This is a genomic window from Acidovorax sp. 210-6 (assembly GCF_010020825.1).
Classification (GTDB): domain Bacteria; phylum Pseudomonadota; class Gammaproteobacteria; order Burkholderiales; family Burkholderiaceae_C; genus Simplicispira; species Simplicispira sedimenti.
The window spans coordinates 700,664-716,522 of record NZ_JAACJE010000001.1; the positions used below are offsets into that span (position 1 = coordinate 700,664).

The following is a 15,859-nucleotide window of genomic DNA, read 5'->3' on the forward strand; positions in this document are numbered from 1 at the left end:
AGGGTCAATGGGCGCCATGGCAGGCGTTCGCCACGCGCTGTTTCTAGAATGTTTCGCCTCACCGACCACAAAGCCCACCATGACCCAGGGAACCATCCGCATCCGCGGCGCACGCCAGCACAACCTTCAAAACCTGGATGTGGATTTGCGCACCGGCGAACTCACGGTGGTCACCGGCCCCAGCGGCTCGGGCAAGTCCAGCCTGGTGTTCGACACGCTCTACGCCGAGGGTCAGCGCCGCTACGTCGAGACCTTCAGCGCCTACGCGCGCCAGTTCCTCGACCGCATGGACAAGCCCGCCGTGGACAAGGTGGAGGGCGTGCCCCCGGCCATTGCCATCGACCAGACCAATCCGGTGCGCAGCTCGCGCTCCACCGTGGGCACGATGACGGAGCTGAACGACCACCTCAAGCTCCTGTTCGCGCGCCTGGCCGTGCTGTACGACCGCGCCACCGCGCTGCCCGTGCGCCACGACACGCCCGAAACCATCTACGCCGAGCTGCGCGCACGAGCACAAGCCGACGATCCTCGCCTGGTGGTGACCTTCCCGGTCGAACTGCCCGCCAACACCAGCGCCGAGCAACTGGAGCAATGGCTGTCGGCCAGCGGCTTCACCAAGGTGCAGGCCGAGCGCGAGGCTTCGGGCGTCAAGCTGCTGGACGTGGTGGCCGACCGTTTTCGCCTGGGCAATGCGGAAAAAACGCGCGTGGTCGAGGCCATCGAGGTCGCGCTCAAGCGCGGCGGCGGGCGCATGAACGTGTACCGGCTGGTGGAGCAGGGCGAGCCCGAGGTGTGGAAATTCTCCACCGGCCTGCACTGCCCCGAAAGCGATCTGCGCTACAGCGAGCCGCTGCCCTCCATGTTCTCGTTCAACTCCGCTGCCGGGGCCTGCGACACCTGCCGCGGCTTTGGCCGCGTGATCGGTGTGGACTACGGCCTGGTCATCCCGGACGAGAAAAAGACCCTGCGCACCGGCGCCATCAAGGCCATTCAGACGCCGGCCTGGCAGGAATGCCAGGACGACCTCATGCGCCACGCCGAGGCCGCGGGCATTCCGCGCGACACACCCTGGTACCGCCTCACGCCCGAGCAGAAGGAGTGGGTCATTGGCGGCTCGCCGCACTGGAACGGCAAGTGGAACCAGCAGTGGTACGGCATCAAGCGCTTCTTCGAGTACCTGGAGACCAAGGCCTACAAGATGCACATCCGCGTGCTGCTGTCCAAGTACCGCAGCTACACGCCCTGCCCGGTGTGCGCGGGCGCGCGCCTCAAGACCGACAGCCTGCTCTGGCGCATCGGCAGCAAGCAGGACGCTGACGCCGTGCTCGACCCGGCCCAGCGCTTCCTGCCCCAGGGCCTGCCCTGGAGCCGCGCCCAGCTCGAAGCCTTGCCCGGCCTGTGCCTGCACGACCTGATGCTGCTGCCCATTGCGCGCCTGCGCCGCTTCTTCGACCGCATGGCCGAGGCGCAGCGCGCGTCAGATGCTACTGAATTGATAGCTGTTGGCGCAACAGATACCGGCGCTGGAGGCCCATTTGGCATAGAAAAACCCGGCGCCCCGTCCGCCGAAGCCCAGGCCCTGCGCCTGCTGCTGGACGAAATCTGCACCCGATTGCAGTACCTCTGCGACGTGGGCATTGGCTACCTCACGCTGGACCGGCAAAGCCGCACCCTGAGCGGCGGTGAGGTGCAGCGCATCAACCTCACCACGGCGCTGGGCACCTCCCTGGTCAACACGCTGTTCGTGCTCGATGAGCCCAGCATCGGCCTGCACCCGCGCGACATGGACCGCATCACCCAGGCCATGCTGCGCCTGCGCGATGCGGGCAACACCCTGGTGGTGGTGGAGCACGACCCGGCGGTCATGCTGGCGGCCGACCGGGTGCTCGACTTCGGCCCCGGCCCGGGTGAGCGTGGCGGCCACATCGTGTTCGACGGCACGCCCGACGCACTGCGCAGCGCCGACACCCTGACCGGCCAGTACCTCGGCGGGCGCAAGCGCATTGCCCTGGGCGTGCCGCGCGCCGTGGGCGACGCCACGCCGCGCCTCATCCTCGAAGGGGCGAGCGAGCACAACCTGCAGAACCTGAACATTGAATTCCCCCTGCAGCGCCTGGTCTGCGTCACCGGCGTCAGCGGCTCGGGCAAGTCCACGCTGGTGCAGGACGTGCTGGCCCCCGCGCTCTTGCGCCACTTTGGCAAGGCCACCGAAACCCCCGGTCGCCACGACCGGCTGCTGGGCGCCGACCACCTTTCCGACGTGGTGTTTGTGGACCAGACCCCCATCGGCAAGACCGCGCGTTCCAACCCCGTGAGCTACGTGGGCGCGTGGGACAGCATCCGCGAACTCTTTGCCGCCACGCCCCAGGCCGCGCAGCGCGGCTACACCCAGGCCAAGTTCAGCTTCAACAGCGGCGACGGGCGCTGCCCCACCTGCGGCGGCTCGGGCTTCGAGCATGTGGAGATGCAGTTCCTCAGCGACGTCTATCTGCGCTGCCCCGACTGCGACGGCAAGCGCTACCGCCCCGAGATCCTGGAAATCACCCTGGAGCGCGGCGGGCGAGCGCTCAGCGTGGCCGACGTGCTGGAGCTGACCGTGAGCGAGGCCATGGCCTGCTTCGCCCACGACCGCGACGTGCTGCGCGCGCTGCGGCCCATTGCCGAGGTGGGGCTGGACTACGTCAAGCTCGGCCAGCCCGTGCCCACGCTCAGCGGCGGCGAGGCCCAGCGCCTCAAGCTGGCGGGCTTTCTGGCCGAGGCGGCGCGCACGCAAAGCAAGTCGCGCCAGCCGCTGGCGCGCAAGGGCACGCTGTTCCTGTTCGACGAGCCGACCACCGGCCTGCACTTCGACGACATTGCCAAGCTCATGCGCGCCTTCGTGCGCCTGCTGGAGGCGGGGCACTCGCTCATCGTCATCGAGCACAACCTCGACGTGATCGGCGCCGCCGACTGGATCATCGACCTGGGCCCCGAAGGCGGCGACGCGGGCGGGCAGCTGGTGGCCGAGGGCTCGCCGCAGGACTTGCGCGCCCACCCGCAGTCGCACACCGGCGCCGCGCTGCGCGCCTACGACGGCGCCATCGGTGCCAGCGAAGCGCTGCCGGTGCTATTGAATCAGGAGCGCCTCGCGCAATCCACACGGGCGCCAGAGCCAAAAAACACCATAGAAATCGTCAACGCCCGCGAGCACAACCTCAAGGGCCTGAGCGTGGCGGTGCCGCGCGGCCGGTTCAACGTCATCACCGGCGTCAGCGGCTCGGGCAAGTCCACGCTGGCGTTCGACATTTTGTTCAACGAAGGCCAGCGCCGCTACCTGGAATCGCTCAACGCCTACGCGCGCAGCATCGTGCAGCCGGCCGGGCGGCCCGAGGTGGACGCCGTGTACGGCATTCCGCCCACGGTGGCGATCGAGCAGCGCCTCTCGCGCGGCGGGCGCAAGAGCACGGTGGGCACCACCACCGAGGTCTGGCACTTTTTGCGGCTGCTCTACGTCAAGCTCGGCGTGCAGCACTGCACCCAGGACGGCGCCGCCGTGCAGCCGCAGACGCCCGAGCGCATCGCCGCGCAACTGCTCACCGAGTTCCGGGGCCAGCACATCGGCCTGCTGGCGCCGCTGGTGGTGGCGCGCAAGGGCGTCTATACCGAGCTGGCCGACTGGGCGCGTCCGCGCGGCTTCACGCACCTGCGCGTGGACGGCGACTTCCTGCCGACCTCGGGCTTCCCGCGCATCGACCGCTTCAAGGAGCACACCATCGAGCTGCCCGTGCTGAGCCTGGATGTGACGCCCGAGAACGAAGCGGCACTGCGCGAGGGCCTGGCCCAGGCGCTCACGCACGGCAAGGGCGTGGCGCATGTGCTGAGCCATCTGGACGGCCTGCGCGAGGCCCTGGCGGCGGGCGCGCCCACGGCGGGCATCGGGCGGCTGCAGGTGTTTTCGGCCAAGCGCGCCTGCCCGGTGTGCAGCACGAGCTACGCCGAGCTGGACCCGCGCCTGTTCTCCTACAACAGCAAGCACGGCTGGTGCCCCGACTGCGTGGGCACGGGCGTGAAGCTGACCAAGGAGCAGCGCAAGGTGTTCGACGACTCGGTGCTCGCCGACGACCAGAAGGGCCGCGAACAGACCTTCGCCGAACCCGAGGTGGAAGACCTGCAGGACACCGCCTGCCCCAGCTGCCAGGGAACGCGCCTCAACGCCACGGCGCGCGCCGTGCGCTTTGGCGCCAACGCGGCCACGGGCCACGCGGGCTGGAGCATTACCGACATCGCGCGTCTGTCCGTCAGCGATATCCGCGCCTGGGTGGACACCGTGGCGCTCGCGGGCCGCGAGGCCGAAATCGCGCGCGACCTGATCCCCGAGATCCGCAGCCGGCTTGAATTCCTCGAAGAAGTGGGCCTGGGCTACCTCACGCTGGACCGGGGCGCGCCCACGCTGTCGGGCGGCGAGGCGCAGCGCATCCGCCTGGCGGCGCAGCTCGGCAGCAACCTGCAGGGCGTGTGCTATGTGCTCGACGAGCCCACCATCGGCCTGCATGCGCGCGACAACCAGATCCTGCTGCGCGCGCTGCGCCAGCTCAGCGGCAAGGGCAACACCCTGGTGGTGGTGGAGCACGACGAGGACACCATCCGCGCGGCCGACCACCTCATCGACATCGGCCCCAGCGCGGGCAAGCGCGGCGGGCGCCTGGTGGCGCAGGGCGGCGTGGCCGATCTGACCGGGGCCGAGGATTCGCAAACCGGCCGCTACCTGCTGCACGCGATGCGCCACCCGCTGCAGGCGCGCCGTGCCATGGCGCCGAATGCTATTGAAAACGTAGCTGATGGCGCTTTATCCACGGGTGCTACAGCCCCAAATGCCTTGAAGGATGAGCCTCTGCGCTGGCTCACCGTGCACGGCGCGCAGCTGCACAACCTGCAAAACGTCACCGCGCGCGTGCCGCTGCAGCGGCTGGTGGCGGTCACGGGCGTGAGCGGCTCGGGCAAGTCCACGCTGGCGCGCGACGTGCTGCTCACCAACGTGGCCGCCTGGGTGCAGCAGCGCAGTACCAAGGCCGGGCGCGACGCCATGGACGCGGGCAATGCGCCCGCGCTCATCGGCTGCACCGGCCTGCAGGGCTTCGAAACCATCGACCGCGTGCTCGAAGTGGACCAGACGCCCATCGGCAAGACCCCGCGCTCTTGCCCGGCCACCTACATCGGCTTCTGGGACACCGTGCGCAAGCTGTTCGCCGAAACGCTGGAGGCCAAGGCGCGCGGCTACGCGGCCGGGCGCTTCAGCTTCAACACCGGCGAGGGCCGCTGCCCGGTGTGCGAGGGGCAGGGCGTGCGCACCATCGGCATGGCCTTCCTGCCCGACGTGAAGGTGCCCTGCGAGGCCTGCCACGGCGCGCGCTTCAACCCCGAGACGCTGGCCGTCACCTGGCGCGGAAAGAGCATTGGCGACGTGCTGCAGATGGAGGTGGACGAGGCCGTGGACTTCTTCGCCAGCATGCCGAGCATCGCCCACCCGCTGCAACTGCTCAAGGACGTGGGCCTGGGCTACCTCACGCTGGGCCAGCCCAGCCCCACGCTCAGCGGCGGCGAGGCGCAGCGCATCAAGCTCGTGACCGAGCTCACCAAGGTGCGCGACGAGGTCGGTCGGCGCGGCCAGAAGGCGCCGCACACGCTCTACGTGCTCGACGAGCCCACCGTGGGCCTGCACATGTCCGATGTGCACAAGCTCATCCGCGTGCTGCACCGCCTGGTGGACGGCGGGCACAGCGTGGTCGTCATCGAGCACGACCTCGACGTCATCGCCGAGGCCGACTGGATCATCGACCTCGGCCCCGAGGGCGGCGCGGGCGGCGGCCGCATCGTCGCCGCCGCCCCGCCCGAGGAGGTGGTGCGCCTGGGCACGCACACCGGCGTGGCGCTGGCGCCGGTGCTGGCGCGATGACAGAGCCCGGCGCGCCGAAGGCACCCCTGCCCCCCGGCTGGCAGGTGGTGCACTGGCACCCCGGCGCGCCGCCCAAGCCCCTTGAGGGCGCGCCCTGCAATGGCTGCGGCCTGTGCTGCCTGGCCGAGCCGTGCCCGCTGGGCATGCTGGTCTCGCGCCGCCGCACGGGTGCCTGCGTGGCGCTGCGCTGGAGCGCGGCGGACGGGCGCTACCTCTGCGGCATGGTCGCCGACCCTGGCGCGGTGACCGGCTTCACGCGCCCCTGGGTCGTGCGCTGGCAGCAGGCGCTGGCGCGGCGCTGGATCGCCGCCGGCGTGGGCTGTGATGCGCACCTGCAGGCGCTGCCGCCGGCCTGAACCAGTCTTTGTTTGCTATCGAAAATATAGCTGACTGCGCTTTGCGGACGGGCGCCAGAGCCCATTTTTGCTTCAAATACCCTTGGTAACACCACCCCTGGCAGGGGCTTGCGCAGAGCAAAAAAACATACATCCGTGATGAATCTTAGAATCCGCCGCAGCCGTGCCTAGCACGGATCGCTGTGCGGTCATTTGCACTGCATCAAAAAAATGGCGCGTCTCGCGCGTGCCGGAAAACAAGAAAGGAAACCCACCGATGGACAGTGCCATCCTGAGCCTGCTGGGCGCCTTCCTGCTGTCGATCATGGGGCTGTTTGTCTTCATCTGGTCGATGCGCAAGGGCCTGCTGGTCGAGAACCCCCGGGCGGCGTCGGTCATCTTCGCGCGCGGCGAGATCGGCCAGGCCGACGACCCCGCGCTGCACGAGGCCGGCCGCGCGCACCTGCAGGCGGCGGCCGCCGAGCCGGGCGATGCTGCCCACGCCGCCGACCCGCGCGAGCTGGCGCAGCGCATCGAGGCCGACCGCTCCAGCGCCTTCCCCGTGTTCATGTTCATCGCCTTTGCCATCCTCTGGCTGGTGCTGGGCTCGGTGGCGGGGCTCACGGCCTCGCTCAAGCTGCACATGCCCGACTGGCTGGTGGGCGAGGCTTGGCAGACCTTCGGCCGCGTGCGCACCATGCACCTCACGGCGGTGCTCTACGGCTGGATCACCAACGCCGCGCTGGGTCTCATCGTCTGGCTGCTGCCGCGCCTGCTGCGCACGCGGCTGTTCGGCGCACCGTGGGTGATGCTGGGCGGCGCGTTCATCAACATCGCCATTGCCAGTGCCATCGGCGCCATCGGCGCGGGCTGGAGCGACGGCATGGAGTACCTGGAGATGCCGTGGCAGATCGGCCTGTTCATCGTCGTGGGCTTCGTCTGCATCATCGGGTCGGTGCTGTACACGCTGGTCAACCGCCAGGTGGAGTCGTTGTACGTCAGCGTCTGGTACCTCGTGGCGGCGCTCTTGTGGATCACGCTGCTGTTCCTCGTGGCCAAGCTGCCCGGCGTGCACACCGGCGTGCAGCAGGCCACCACCAACTGGTGGTACGGCCACAACGTGCTGGGCCTGTGGTTCACGCCCATCAGCGTGGGGGCGATCTACTACTTCCTGCCCAAGATCATCGGGCGGCCGGTGCGCTCGTACAACCTGTCCATCCTGGGCTTCTGGACGCTGGCCTTCTTCTACGGCCAAGTGGGCGGGCACCACCTGATTGGCGGGCCGATTCCGGGCTGGCTGAGCACGCTGTCCATTGTGCAGAGCATGATGATGATCATCCCCGTGGCGGCCTTCACCATCAACATGGCGGGCACCATGCAAGGGCGCATGCACCTGGCGCTGCACTCGCCCACGCTGCGCTTCATGATGTTCGGCGGGCTGATGTACATGCTCTCGTCGGTGCAGGGCTCGCTGGAGGCGCTGCGCAGCGTCAACCAGGTGGCGCACTTCACGCACTTCACGGTGGCGCACGCGCACCTGGGGGCCTATGCCTTCGTCACCATGGTGCTGTTCGGCGCCATCTACTTCATGCTGCCGCGCGTGCTGCACTGGGAGTGGCCGTACCCGCGCCTCATCTCGCTGCAGTTCTGGCTCGCGGCCGTCGGCATCCTGATCTATTTCGTGGGCCTCTCCATCGGCGGCTGGCTGCAGGGCCTGGCCATGCTCGATGCCTCGCGGCCCTTCATGGAGTCGGTCACGCTCACCATCCCCTACCTGCAGTGGCGCAGCGTGGGCGGCGCGCTGATGGTGGCCAGCCACCTCGTCTTTGCCGGCCATTTCCTGGCCATGGCGCTGCGCTTTGGCCCGCAGCGCACGGGTGCGGCCCTGTTCGCGCCGGCATCCCTTCAGGCACTGGAGACAGCTCATGGAAAATGAAGTCAAGCTCGCCGCCGGGGCCATGGTGTCCCTGGCCGTGGCCACGGCCGCGCTGGTGGTGCTGCCCTACATGGAGGTGCGCGACATCACGCCGCCCGAGGGCCTCAAGCCCTATACCAGTGCCCAGCAGCGCGGGCGCGATGTCTATATCGCCAACGGCTGCGTCTATTGCCACACGCAGCAGCCGCGCGACCGCAACCTCGGTCCCGACCATGAGCGCGGCTGGGGCCGCGCCTCGGTGCCGGGCGACTACGTGTACGACAAGCCGCACCTGCTGGGCAGCATGCGCACCGGGCCCGACCTGTTCAACATCGGCGCGCGCCAGCCCAGCAAGGACTGGCACCTGGGCCACCTGTACCAGCCGCGCGCCTATGTGCCGGGGTCCATCATGCCGGCCTACCCCTACCTGTTCGAGACCAAGGCCGCCGCCGAACCGGGCGACGAGGTCGTCAAGCTGCCGCCGGGCCACGGCCCTTCACAGGGCGTGGTGGTGGCGCGGCCCGAGGCGCTGGACCTGGTGAAGTACCTGCAGGGCCTGGACCACACCTATCCCGTGCTGCCGGCACCGCCGCGCAGCGCCACCGGCCCGGCCGCCGGGTCGGCCTCCTGAGGAAGCCTATGCTCGACCAAGACACTTCGCACCGCGCGCAAGAGCGCGAGAACGCCGACCCCGAGGAGCGCATCCGCCCCGTGCCGCTGGCCGCCGCCGCCATCACGCTGGCCATGGTGCTGTTCGGTGTGGGCTACATTGTTCTGTCCGAACCCTTCGGCAACTCTGCCCTGGGTGACCGTCGCACCGTGGCCGACCTCTCCGGCCCCGTGCCGGCCGCAGCGGGCGCCGCTGTGGATGGCAAGGCGCTGTTCGCCGCGCAGTGCGCGGCCTGCCACCAGGCCACGGGCCAGGGCCTCCCCGGCGTGTTCCCGCCGCTGGCGGGCTCGGAATGGGTCACGGGCGAGCCGCGCGTGCTGGCCAACATCCTGCTGCATGGCGTGACCGGCCCGATCACGGTGGCCGGTAGAAGCTACGACGGGGCCATGCCGGCCTTCCGCCAACTGGGCGATGCCGAACTGGCCGCCGTGGCCAGCTACATCCGCAGCGCCTGGGGCAACCAGGCCGCCGCCGTGGCGCCCGACCTGATCGCACAGGAGCGCAAGGCCAACGACCGCAGCACGCCGTTCGAGGGCGGCGCTGCGCTCCAAGCCCTGGCGCGCTAAGGCCATGCTGCGCACCGCCGCGTTGAGCCTGCTGCTGGCGCTGTGCGGCTACGCGGCGGCGGATTGGCTCACGCACGGCTTCCAGGTCTGGACCGACGAGGGCGCGCGCCGCCTGGAAGTGGCGCTGCAGCCCGTGGACGCGCCGCACGTGGCAGTCGATGGCCCCGGAGTGGCCGCGCCCGACCTGCCTGCGCTGCTGGCGCAGGGCGACGGCGTGACCATCGCCGACTTCATCTACACGCGCTGCCAGAGCGTCTGCCTGTCGCTGGGCAGCACCTTCCAGCAGTTGCAGGCCGCGCTGCAGGCCGATGCCGAGGCGGGCCATCCTGGCAACGTGCGCCTGCTGTCGATCAGCTTCGACGGTGCGCACGACCACCCGGCCGCACTGCGCGCCTACGCCCAGGGCCTGCAGGCCGACCCGGCGCTGTGGCGCTTCGTGCGCGTGCCCGACGCGGCGCAGGAGCAGGCCCTGCTGCGCCGCCTGGGCGTGGTGGTGGTGCCCGACGGCCGGGGCGACTACGAGCACAACGCCGCGCTGCTGGTGTTCGACGCGCGCGGCCGCATGGTGCGCGTGTTTGACGTCGCCGAGCAGCAGCTCGCGCTGGACCACGCGCGCCATCTCGCGCGGAGCGCGCCATGACGCGCGGGCCCCGCTGCACGCCGCGCACCCAGGCCGCCCTGGGGCTGGCCCTGTGCGTGCTGCTGGCCTGGCCCCCGCTGCGCCATGCGCTGGAAGCCAGCATGTGGCGCCACATGGTGCTGCAGTTTCCGCTGCTGATGGCGGCGGGCGCGCTGCTGGCGGCCGCGCTGCCGCCGCGCGCGCGTGGCGCCGTGGCGCGCTGGAACGCCCACGGCATCGCCGGGCTGGTGGGGGTGGCCATGGTGCTGGGCGTGCTCATGGTGCCGCGCGTGCTCGACTTGGCGTTGCGCGACGGCGCCACCGAGGCCGCCAAGTGCGCGGCGCTGGTGCTGGCGGGCGCTGCCCTGCGCCTGTCGTGGCGGGCGGCGGGGCTGGTGGTGCAGGGCTTCTTCCTCGGCAATGTGCTGCCCATGACCGCCGTGGTGGGCCAGCTCTATATCGATGCGCCGCTGCGCCTGTGCAACGCCTACCTGCTGGACGACCAAGCGCGCCTGGGCCAGTGGCTGATTGCCCTGGCCGTGCTGCTGGCGCTGGGCTGGCTGGCGCAGGTGGGGTGGGTGATGGCGCGGCGCGAAGGCACGCTGCTGGCGCCGGACAATGCCTGATTGCTCTGTTTTCAGGAGCTGCCTGCGCTTGCTGGATGGGCGCTGGAGGCCGATTTCATTCAAATTGTCATGCGCTGTCCGGGCGCGGCGCCAGGTGGATGCCCGCCAGCATGCAGCGCACCGAGCCGCCCGCCAGTTCGATGGTGGGCACGCGCAGCGGCAGCAGCGTGGCGCTGCGTTCGATCACGGCCTTCTGCGCGGCCGTGAGGCAGGCGGCGGCCCGCTCGGACAGCGCCAGCAGCCGCCGGCCGCCATGCCCCGTGAGCTCCAGCGCGTTGCCAGCGAATTCGCCGATCTGGTGCGCGTCGAGTTCGATGACGTCGCGCCCGCTCTCGCGCAGCCGCGCGCGCACGGCATCGCGGCGCTGCGGGTCGGCGATGAGGTCAAAGCCCCCGAGCGCGAAGTCGGTGCCCACGCACAGCATCACGTTGGTGTGGTAGCAGGGCCGGCCCTGCGCGTCGGCGGTGGCGAAGGCCATGGGCTCGAAGTTGAAATGCGTGCAGAAGCGCTCCAGCGCCACCGGGTCGGCGCGGTGCGATTGCGCGGTGTAGGCGATGCGGCCGATGTGGTCCAGCACCATGGCGCCCGTGCCTTCGAGGGCCATGCCGTCGTGCTCCAGGCCCGAGTAGTCGATCACGTCCTGCACGCGGTAGCAGGCCTTGAGCATCTCGATGATGTCGCTGCGCCGCTCGCGCCGCCGGTTGGCGGCGTACATGGGGTAGAGCGCCACATGGCCGCCCGCGTGGGTGGAGAACCAGTTGTTCGGGAACACGGCGTCGGGCGTTTCGGGGTCATGGCTGTCGAACAGGTGCACGCGCACCCCGGCGGCCTCGAGCCGGGCGGCGGCCTCGGTCACCTCGGCATGGGCCTGCGCGGCCACACTGTCGGCCGTGGCCGGGCGCTGGAAGGTGTTGTCGGCGGCGGTCTCGGGGTTGGGGTGGAAGTGGTGCGGGCGCACCATGGCGACGGCGGCGGGGGCCTGGAGGGAGGGCGGAGGCATGGGTGTGTGAGGGTGGTTGGGGCGGGCCCCACAGGAGGGCGGTGCAGGCATTGTGCGAACAGCCACCGCCAACAAAAAGCCGGCAAACTGGTCAAATAGCTGCAAAAATTGGCGAAACGCCAGCGTACAAACGCACCATGACCAAGCTCGACGACACCGACCGCGAAATCCTCAGCATCCTGCGCGCCGACGCGCGCACCCCCGTGGCCACGCTGGCGCACAAGCTGCGTGTCTCGCGCGGCACGGTGCAGAACCGCCTGCGCAAGATGGAGGAGGGCGGTGTCATCGTCGGCTACACGGTGCGCCTGCGGCCCGACTCGGAGCCGCAGCGCATTCGCGCCTGGATGTGCATCGCCGTCGAGGGCAACGCCGCGCCCGAGGTGATCCGCGCGCTGCGCGGCGAGCCCATGGTGGGCACGCTGCACACCACCAACGGCCGCTGGGACATCGTGGCCGAGCTGCGCGCCGAAAGCCTGGAGGCCTTCGACGCGGCGCTGGGGCGCATCCGCCTCACGCCGGGCATTGCCAACACCGAGACCAGCATCCTGCTGTCCACCTACAAGGCCTAATACGGATTTGCCTTCAATCGTATAACGCCGTTGGTTTGCCTCGCCGTGCTACAGCACTGTCTTCGGCTTCCCGCCTAGTTATCCGATTGAATGCAAACCCGTATAAAACTCCTGGTGGCTCCCGTCGGGCAGCGCCAACATGGTGCGTGCACGTCCGGCTTGTTTGCCCGCGTAGAGTGCCAGGTCGGCGCGCTGCAGCAGGGAGTCGAGGCTGTCCTCACTGGGCAGGCGTTGGACCACCCCCGCTGTCATGCCCGCCACGATGCGCTGGCCCTCGTGCTCCACCGGGGTATCGGCCAGGCGCTGCGCCAGGCGCCGGGCAGCCTGGGCGGCGCATTGCAGATCGGCGCCGGGCAGCAGCACGGCGAATTCCTCACCCCCCAGGCGGCCCACGGTGTCGATGCTGCGAAAGCAGCTGCCGCTCAGCCGGGCCAGGGTGCACAGCACCGCATCGCCCGCGGCGTGGCCGTACTGGTCGTTGATGCGCTTGAAGTGGTCCAGGTCGATGAGCACCAGCGACAGCGGGCTGGCGTCGCGCTGCGTGCGCGCAAGATCCAGCGCAAAGCGGCGGCTGAATTCGCGCCGGTTCACCAGGCCGGTGAGCGGGTCGGTGGTGGCCTGGCGCTCCAGTTCGGCCTGCAGTTCGATGCGCTGGGCGATTTCGGCCTGCAGCGCGGCGTTGGTTTCGCTCAAGCGTTGGCGCAGGGCAAATTCCTGGCGCTGCACGCGCTGCAACCGTGCCGCCGCCACATAGCCCACCAGGGCGGGCAGCGTGAGCAAAAACGCCAGCCCCAGCAAGGTGGCTGGGGGCCGACCCAGCAGCACAAAGCTCAGCAGGCTGCCGACCACGCCAAACACGGCCACCGGCACAAAGGCCATCACGCGCCCCGGCAGAAACAGGAACATGCAGAACTGCATGAACATCACCATGCCCACGGTCCAGATGCGCACGTCCTCGCGCACATGGAACAGCAGGAAATAGAAGGGGTAGCCGATGACGGCAATCCAGGCCGCCAGCCGCCCATCGGTGGCCCAGTGCGGCTGGCGGCGTAGCACCCCCGCAGCGCCCAGCAACAGGGCGGCCATCGCGCCACGGTACGCCAGCAGTTGCCAGAACAAGGGGCTGGTGGCTCCCAGTACCTGCAGGTCGGGCAGGGCAAACAACAGCAGCAGACCCGCCCACAGCGCCAGGGCCACGCGCAGTTGCCGGGCCATGCTGTGCTGCACGCTGGTGCGGAAGGCATGTTCATCGGCAGGATGGATGAACTCGGCACGCCACGCAGAGAGGGCGGGAGTTGGCGGTGGTGAAGGGTGGGTGGGGGTGGCGGTCATGCGCAAATCCTGGTGCCAAGGGTATGACAGTTGGACCCTGGGCTGCCCCCGGAGAACCCCGATGGCCCTGGGATTCGATGTGCTGTGGGGGATACCCAGATCCACCGTGTCAGAGGCACAATGGTGATAAGAGCCACTGACCCATGCGTGATCATCTGAAATCGTTGTTGGGCCTGCCCGATGGGCCTGAGGGGCTGGAGCCGCTGGGCCCCGGTTCGCAGTGGCACCTGCGTGGCTGGTGTGCGGAGTTCTCCGACCGGCGCACCGAGATGGGCTACCAGCAATATTGCCAGCATTTCACCGCACGCCAGCTTCTGCTGGCCCTGGGCACTTGGGCGGTGCTGTTGCTGCTGTTCGCCATTTCGGACTACCTGGCCATGGGCTGGTCTGCGCCCTTCCAGGGCCTGTTGGCCATGCGCGTCGGGGTGGCGTTGTGCGTGCTGGCATTGATGCGTGCCGTGGTGCGCAAGCCCTGGCTGGCGACCCAGGGCTTGTGGACTTCGGTGGTCGAACTCATTGGCCTGGCCAGTTTCATGCTGGTGTATGTGCTGCGGCCCGAGATAGCCATCTGGACCTATGCCATGACGCTGCTGATGCTGATCATGCTCTTCGTCTTTGTGCCCAACCGCCTGTGCTGTGCCCTGGCGGTTTCCTTGGTAGGGGCGTTGTTTACGCTGGCCATGGTCAGTCAAAGCCGCAGTTTGCAGACACGGGAGTTCGTGATCCTGAGCCTGGTGCTGGCATTGCCCATCGTGACGGGTTATGTCAGTGCCTGGCGCGTGCAGATGCTGCAGCGCCAGCAGTACGCCCTGTTGATGGCTGCGCGCGCCAGCAACGACCAGTTGCGCCAGGAGGTGGAGCAGCGCCGCGCCCTGCAGGAGGCGCTGCGCATCCAGGCCAGCATCGACCCACTGACAGGGCTGAACAACCGGCGCGAGTACGAAAAGCTCTTTTCCCGCGAAATGGCGCGCGCCCGGCGCGAGGGGCGCGCCATGTCGCTGGTGATGCTGGATCTGGACCATTTCAAGCACATCAACGACGACCACGGCCATGCCGCAGGCGACGAGGTGCTGCGCTGCGTGGCGCAACTGTGCCGCGAGAACTTCCGCGAGGTGGACATCGCCGGGCGCCTGGGGGGCGAGGAGTTTGTGGTGCTCATGCCCCACACGGCACTGCGCGAGGCGGGCGAGGTGGCGCGGCGCTTTCTGCAGGTGCTGTCGGACACCGAGATTGCTTTCGAAGGCCTGCGACTGCGCGTGCAGGCCACCGCCGGAGTGGCCGAGCTGCAAGCCCACGAGGATCATCTCGAAACCCTGCTGCAGCGCGCCGACCACGCCCTGTACGCGGGCAAGCAGACCGGGCGCAACCGCGTGATGCTGGCGCTGCCCGACGGGCAGGTGCAGCACTACCAGGGCGGCGCCATGGCGCCCACGGAGCCGGGTGTTTGAAGCCGTGTCAGCGCCCGGCCAGCAGCGCCCGCGCCAGCTCGGCAAAGCCCGCGCCACGCTCGGCCTGCGTCACATGGCGCGGCAGATGGCGCAGTTGCGGCACAAAGCGCGCAATGTTGGCCACGCCCACGCTGAGCGGAAAACGCTCGAACATCACCTGGTCGTTGGTCGAGTCGCCCACATAGACCCAGCGGTCGATCTCGGTGTCCAGATCGCGCCCCAGCCGCTCGCGCACGATCCAGCGCGCGCCTTCCAGCTTGTTGTGCGCGCCAAACCAACCGTTGATGTGGATGCTGCTGACCGTGGCGTTCATGCCCGCCGCGCGCATGGTGCGCACCACCTGGTCGATGGCGTCCTGGGGCAGGTGGGTGAATTCGCTGTGGTCGATGGCAATGTCGGTTTCGCGGCCCGCCGAATCGGTGGCCCGGCGTGCGCCGGGCACCTCGCGCTCGATCTGGGCCAGCACCTGCTGCATGCGCGCAAAGTGGTGCGCCCTGGTGGCGGCGTCCTGCTGGTATATTTTTGATAGCGCCCTGCGCCCTGAATACGGGCGCTGCGGGCTGATTGGGCCTGAATCTTCTTCAGTCACTGGCACCAGCGCCACGGCCCCGTTCTCGGCCACGATGGCGTCCAGCGGCCAGGTCTGCGCAAACGGCTCGCTCCAGCCCACCGGCCTGCCGGTGATGGCGATCACCCGCAGACCTGCGGCCTTCAGATCGGCCAGGGCCTGCAGGGCATCGGGGGTGATGGCGCCCTCGGTGGTCAGGGTGTCGTCGATGTCGGTGAGCACGCCCACCAGGCCTGGGGGCAGGCGCAGTGCGCTCAGCGGCAGCATGGGCACGTTTTT

General features: G+C 69.2%; 12 protein-coding genes. 9 read left to right on the plus strand and 3 right to left on the minus strand.

All coding sequences use genetic code 11. The annotated features are described in order from the left end of the window. The first annotated feature begins 79 nt into the window (after positions 1 to 79). The 7 genes from uvrA (at position 80) to GWK50_RS03280 (ending at position 10,663) form a co-directional block, all read left to right on the plus strand. Positions 80 to 5,932 carry an excinuclease ABC subunit UvrA gene (gene uvrA / locus GWK50_RS03250; RefSeq protein WP_162015264.1) on the plus strand — a complete coding sequence of 1,951 codons (5,853 nt, stop codon included), beginning with the start codon at positions 80 to 82 and terminating at the stop codon, positions 5,930 to 5,932. After that, positions 5,929 to 6,288, plus strand: a complete 360-nt coding sequence (locus GWK50_RS03255) for a hypothetical protein (RefSeq protein ID WP_197904969.1) — start codon at positions 5,929 to 5,931, stop codon at positions 6,286 to 6,288. Before uvrA ends, GWK50_RS03255 begins: the two co-directional genes overlap by 4 nt. A gap of 256 nt (positions 6,289 to 6,544) precedes the next feature. After that, positions 6,545 to 8,203, plus strand: coding sequence for a cbb3-type cytochrome c oxidase subunit I (locus tag GWK50_RS03260; RefSeq protein ID WP_162015265.1), 1,659 nt, complete (start codon positions 6,545 to 6,547; stop codon positions 8,201 to 8,203). Continuing rightward, complete coding sequence (locus GWK50_RS03265; protein ID WP_162015266.1) at positions 8,193 to 8,813, plus strand: cbb3-type cytochrome c oxidase subunit II; 621 nt, start codon at positions 8,193 to 8,195, stop codon at positions 8,811 to 8,813. The genes GWK50_RS03260 and GWK50_RS03265 overlap by 11 nt, the downstream gene beginning before the upstream one ends. Positions 8,814 to 8,821: 8 nt before the next feature. Then, entirely contained in the window at positions 8,822 to 9,418 is a 597-nt protein-coding gene (locus GWK50_RS03270; protein WP_162015267.1) for a cytochrome c, read from the plus strand. A gap of 4 nt (positions 9,419 to 9,422) precedes the next feature. Further along, positions 9,423 to 10,058 (plus strand): SCO family protein, encoded by a 636-nt coding sequence (locus tag GWK50_RS03275; protein ID WP_162015268.1) that lies wholly within the window; start codon positions 9,423 to 9,425, stop codon positions 10,056 to 10,058. Then, a complete protein-coding gene (locus GWK50_RS03280) occupies positions 10,055 to 10,663 on the plus strand; it encodes a hypothetical protein (protein WP_162015269.1) in 609 nt (202 codons plus the stop codon). Before GWK50_RS03275 ends, GWK50_RS03280 begins: the two co-directional genes overlap by 4 nt. 67 nt (positions 10,664 to 10,730) lie before the next feature. Here the strand turns inward: GWK50_RS03280 and GWK50_RS03285 are convergent, their stop codons facing one another. Beyond that, a complete protein-coding gene (locus GWK50_RS03285) occupies positions 10,731 to 11,663 on the minus strand; it encodes an arginine deiminase-related protein (protein WP_162015270.1) in 933 nt (310 codons plus the stop codon). 137 nt (positions 11,664 to 11,800) lie between these two features. Here GWK50_RS03285 and GWK50_RS03290 point away from each other — a divergent pair, with 137 nt between their 5' ends. After that, complete coding sequence (locus tag GWK50_RS03290) at positions 11,801 to 12,232, plus strand: Lrp/AsnC family transcriptional regulator (RefSeq protein WP_162015271.1); 432 nt, start codon at positions 11,801 to 11,803, stop codon at positions 12,230 to 12,232. Positions 12,233 to 12,310: 78 nt separating this feature from the next. On the opposite strand, the gene GWK50_RS03295 is transcribed toward GWK50_RS03290, so the two are convergent. Continuing rightward, positions 12,311 to 13,564, minus strand: coding sequence for a GGDEF domain-containing protein (locus tag GWK50_RS03295; protein ID WP_162015272.1), 1,254 nt, complete (start codon positions 13,562 to 13,564; stop codon positions 12,311 to 12,313). A 143-nt stretch (positions 13,565 to 13,707) separates the two neighbouring features. On the opposite strand from GWK50_RS03295, the gene GWK50_RS03300 reads away from it, so the two are divergent. Beyond that, on the plus strand, positions 13,708 to 15,012 hold the full coding sequence (locus tag GWK50_RS03300) for a diguanylate cyclase (RefSeq protein WP_162015273.1): 1,305 nt from the start codon (positions 13,708 to 13,710) through the stop codon (positions 15,010 to 15,012). A gap of 7 nt (positions 15,013 to 15,019) precedes the next feature. On the opposite strand, the gene GWK50_RS03305 is transcribed toward GWK50_RS03300, so the two are convergent. Continuing rightward, positions 15,020 to 15,847 carry an HAD-IIB family hydrolase gene (locus tag GWK50_RS03305; RefSeq protein WP_162015274.1) on the minus strand — a complete coding sequence of 276 codons (828 nt, stop codon included), beginning with the start codon at positions 15,845 to 15,847 and terminating at the stop codon, positions 15,020 to 15,022. Positions 15,848 to 15,859: the final 12 nt, after the last annotated feature.

Bases quoted from the DNA above. Each gene is read 5' to 3' on its own strand.
- uvrA (WP_162015264.1), top strand. From the start codon at position 80: ATGACCCAGGGAACCATCCGCATCCGCGGCGCACGCCAGCACAACCTT.
- GWK50_RS03255 (WP_197904969.1), top strand. From the start codon at position 5,929: ATGACAGAGCCCGGCGCGCCGAAGGCACCCCTGCCCCCCGGCTGGCAG.
- GWK50_RS03260 (WP_162015265.1), top strand. From the start codon at position 6,545: ATGGACAGTGCCATCCTGAGCCTGCTGGGCGCCTTCCTGCTGTCGATC.
- GWK50_RS03265 (WP_162015266.1), top strand. From the start codon at position 8,193: ATGGAAAATGAAGTCAAGCTCGCCGCCGGGGCCATGGTGTCCCTGGCC.
- GWK50_RS03270 (WP_162015267.1), top strand. From the start codon at position 8,822: ATGCTCGACCAAGACACTTCGCACCGCGCGCAAGAGCGCGAGAACGCC.
- GWK50_RS03275 (WP_162015268.1), top strand. From the start codon at position 9,423: ATGCTGCGCACCGCCGCGTTGAGCCTGCTGCTGGCGCTGTGCGGCTAC.
- GWK50_RS03280 (WP_162015269.1), top strand. From the start codon at position 10,055: ATGACGCGCGGGCCCCGCTGCACGCCGCGCACCCAGGCCGCCCTGGGG.
- GWK50_RS03285 (WP_162015270.1), bottom strand. From the start codon at position 11,663: ATGCCTCCGCCCTCCCTCCAGGCCCCCGCCGCCGTCGCCATGGTGCGC.
- GWK50_RS03290 (WP_162015271.1), top strand. From the start codon at position 11,801: ATGACCAAGCTCGACGACACCGACCGCGAAATCCTCAGCATCCTGCGC.
- GWK50_RS03295 (WP_162015272.1), bottom strand. From the start codon at position 13,564: ATGACCGCCACCCCCACCCACCCTTCACCACCGCCAACTCCCGCCCTC.
- GWK50_RS03300 (WP_162015273.1), top strand. From the start codon at position 13,708: ATGCGTGATCATCTGAAATCGTTGTTGGGCCTGCCCGATGGGCCTGAG.
- GWK50_RS03305 (WP_162015274.1), bottom strand. From the start codon at position 15,847: ATGCTGCCGCTGAGCGCACTGCGCCTGCCCCCAGGCCTGGTGGGCGTG.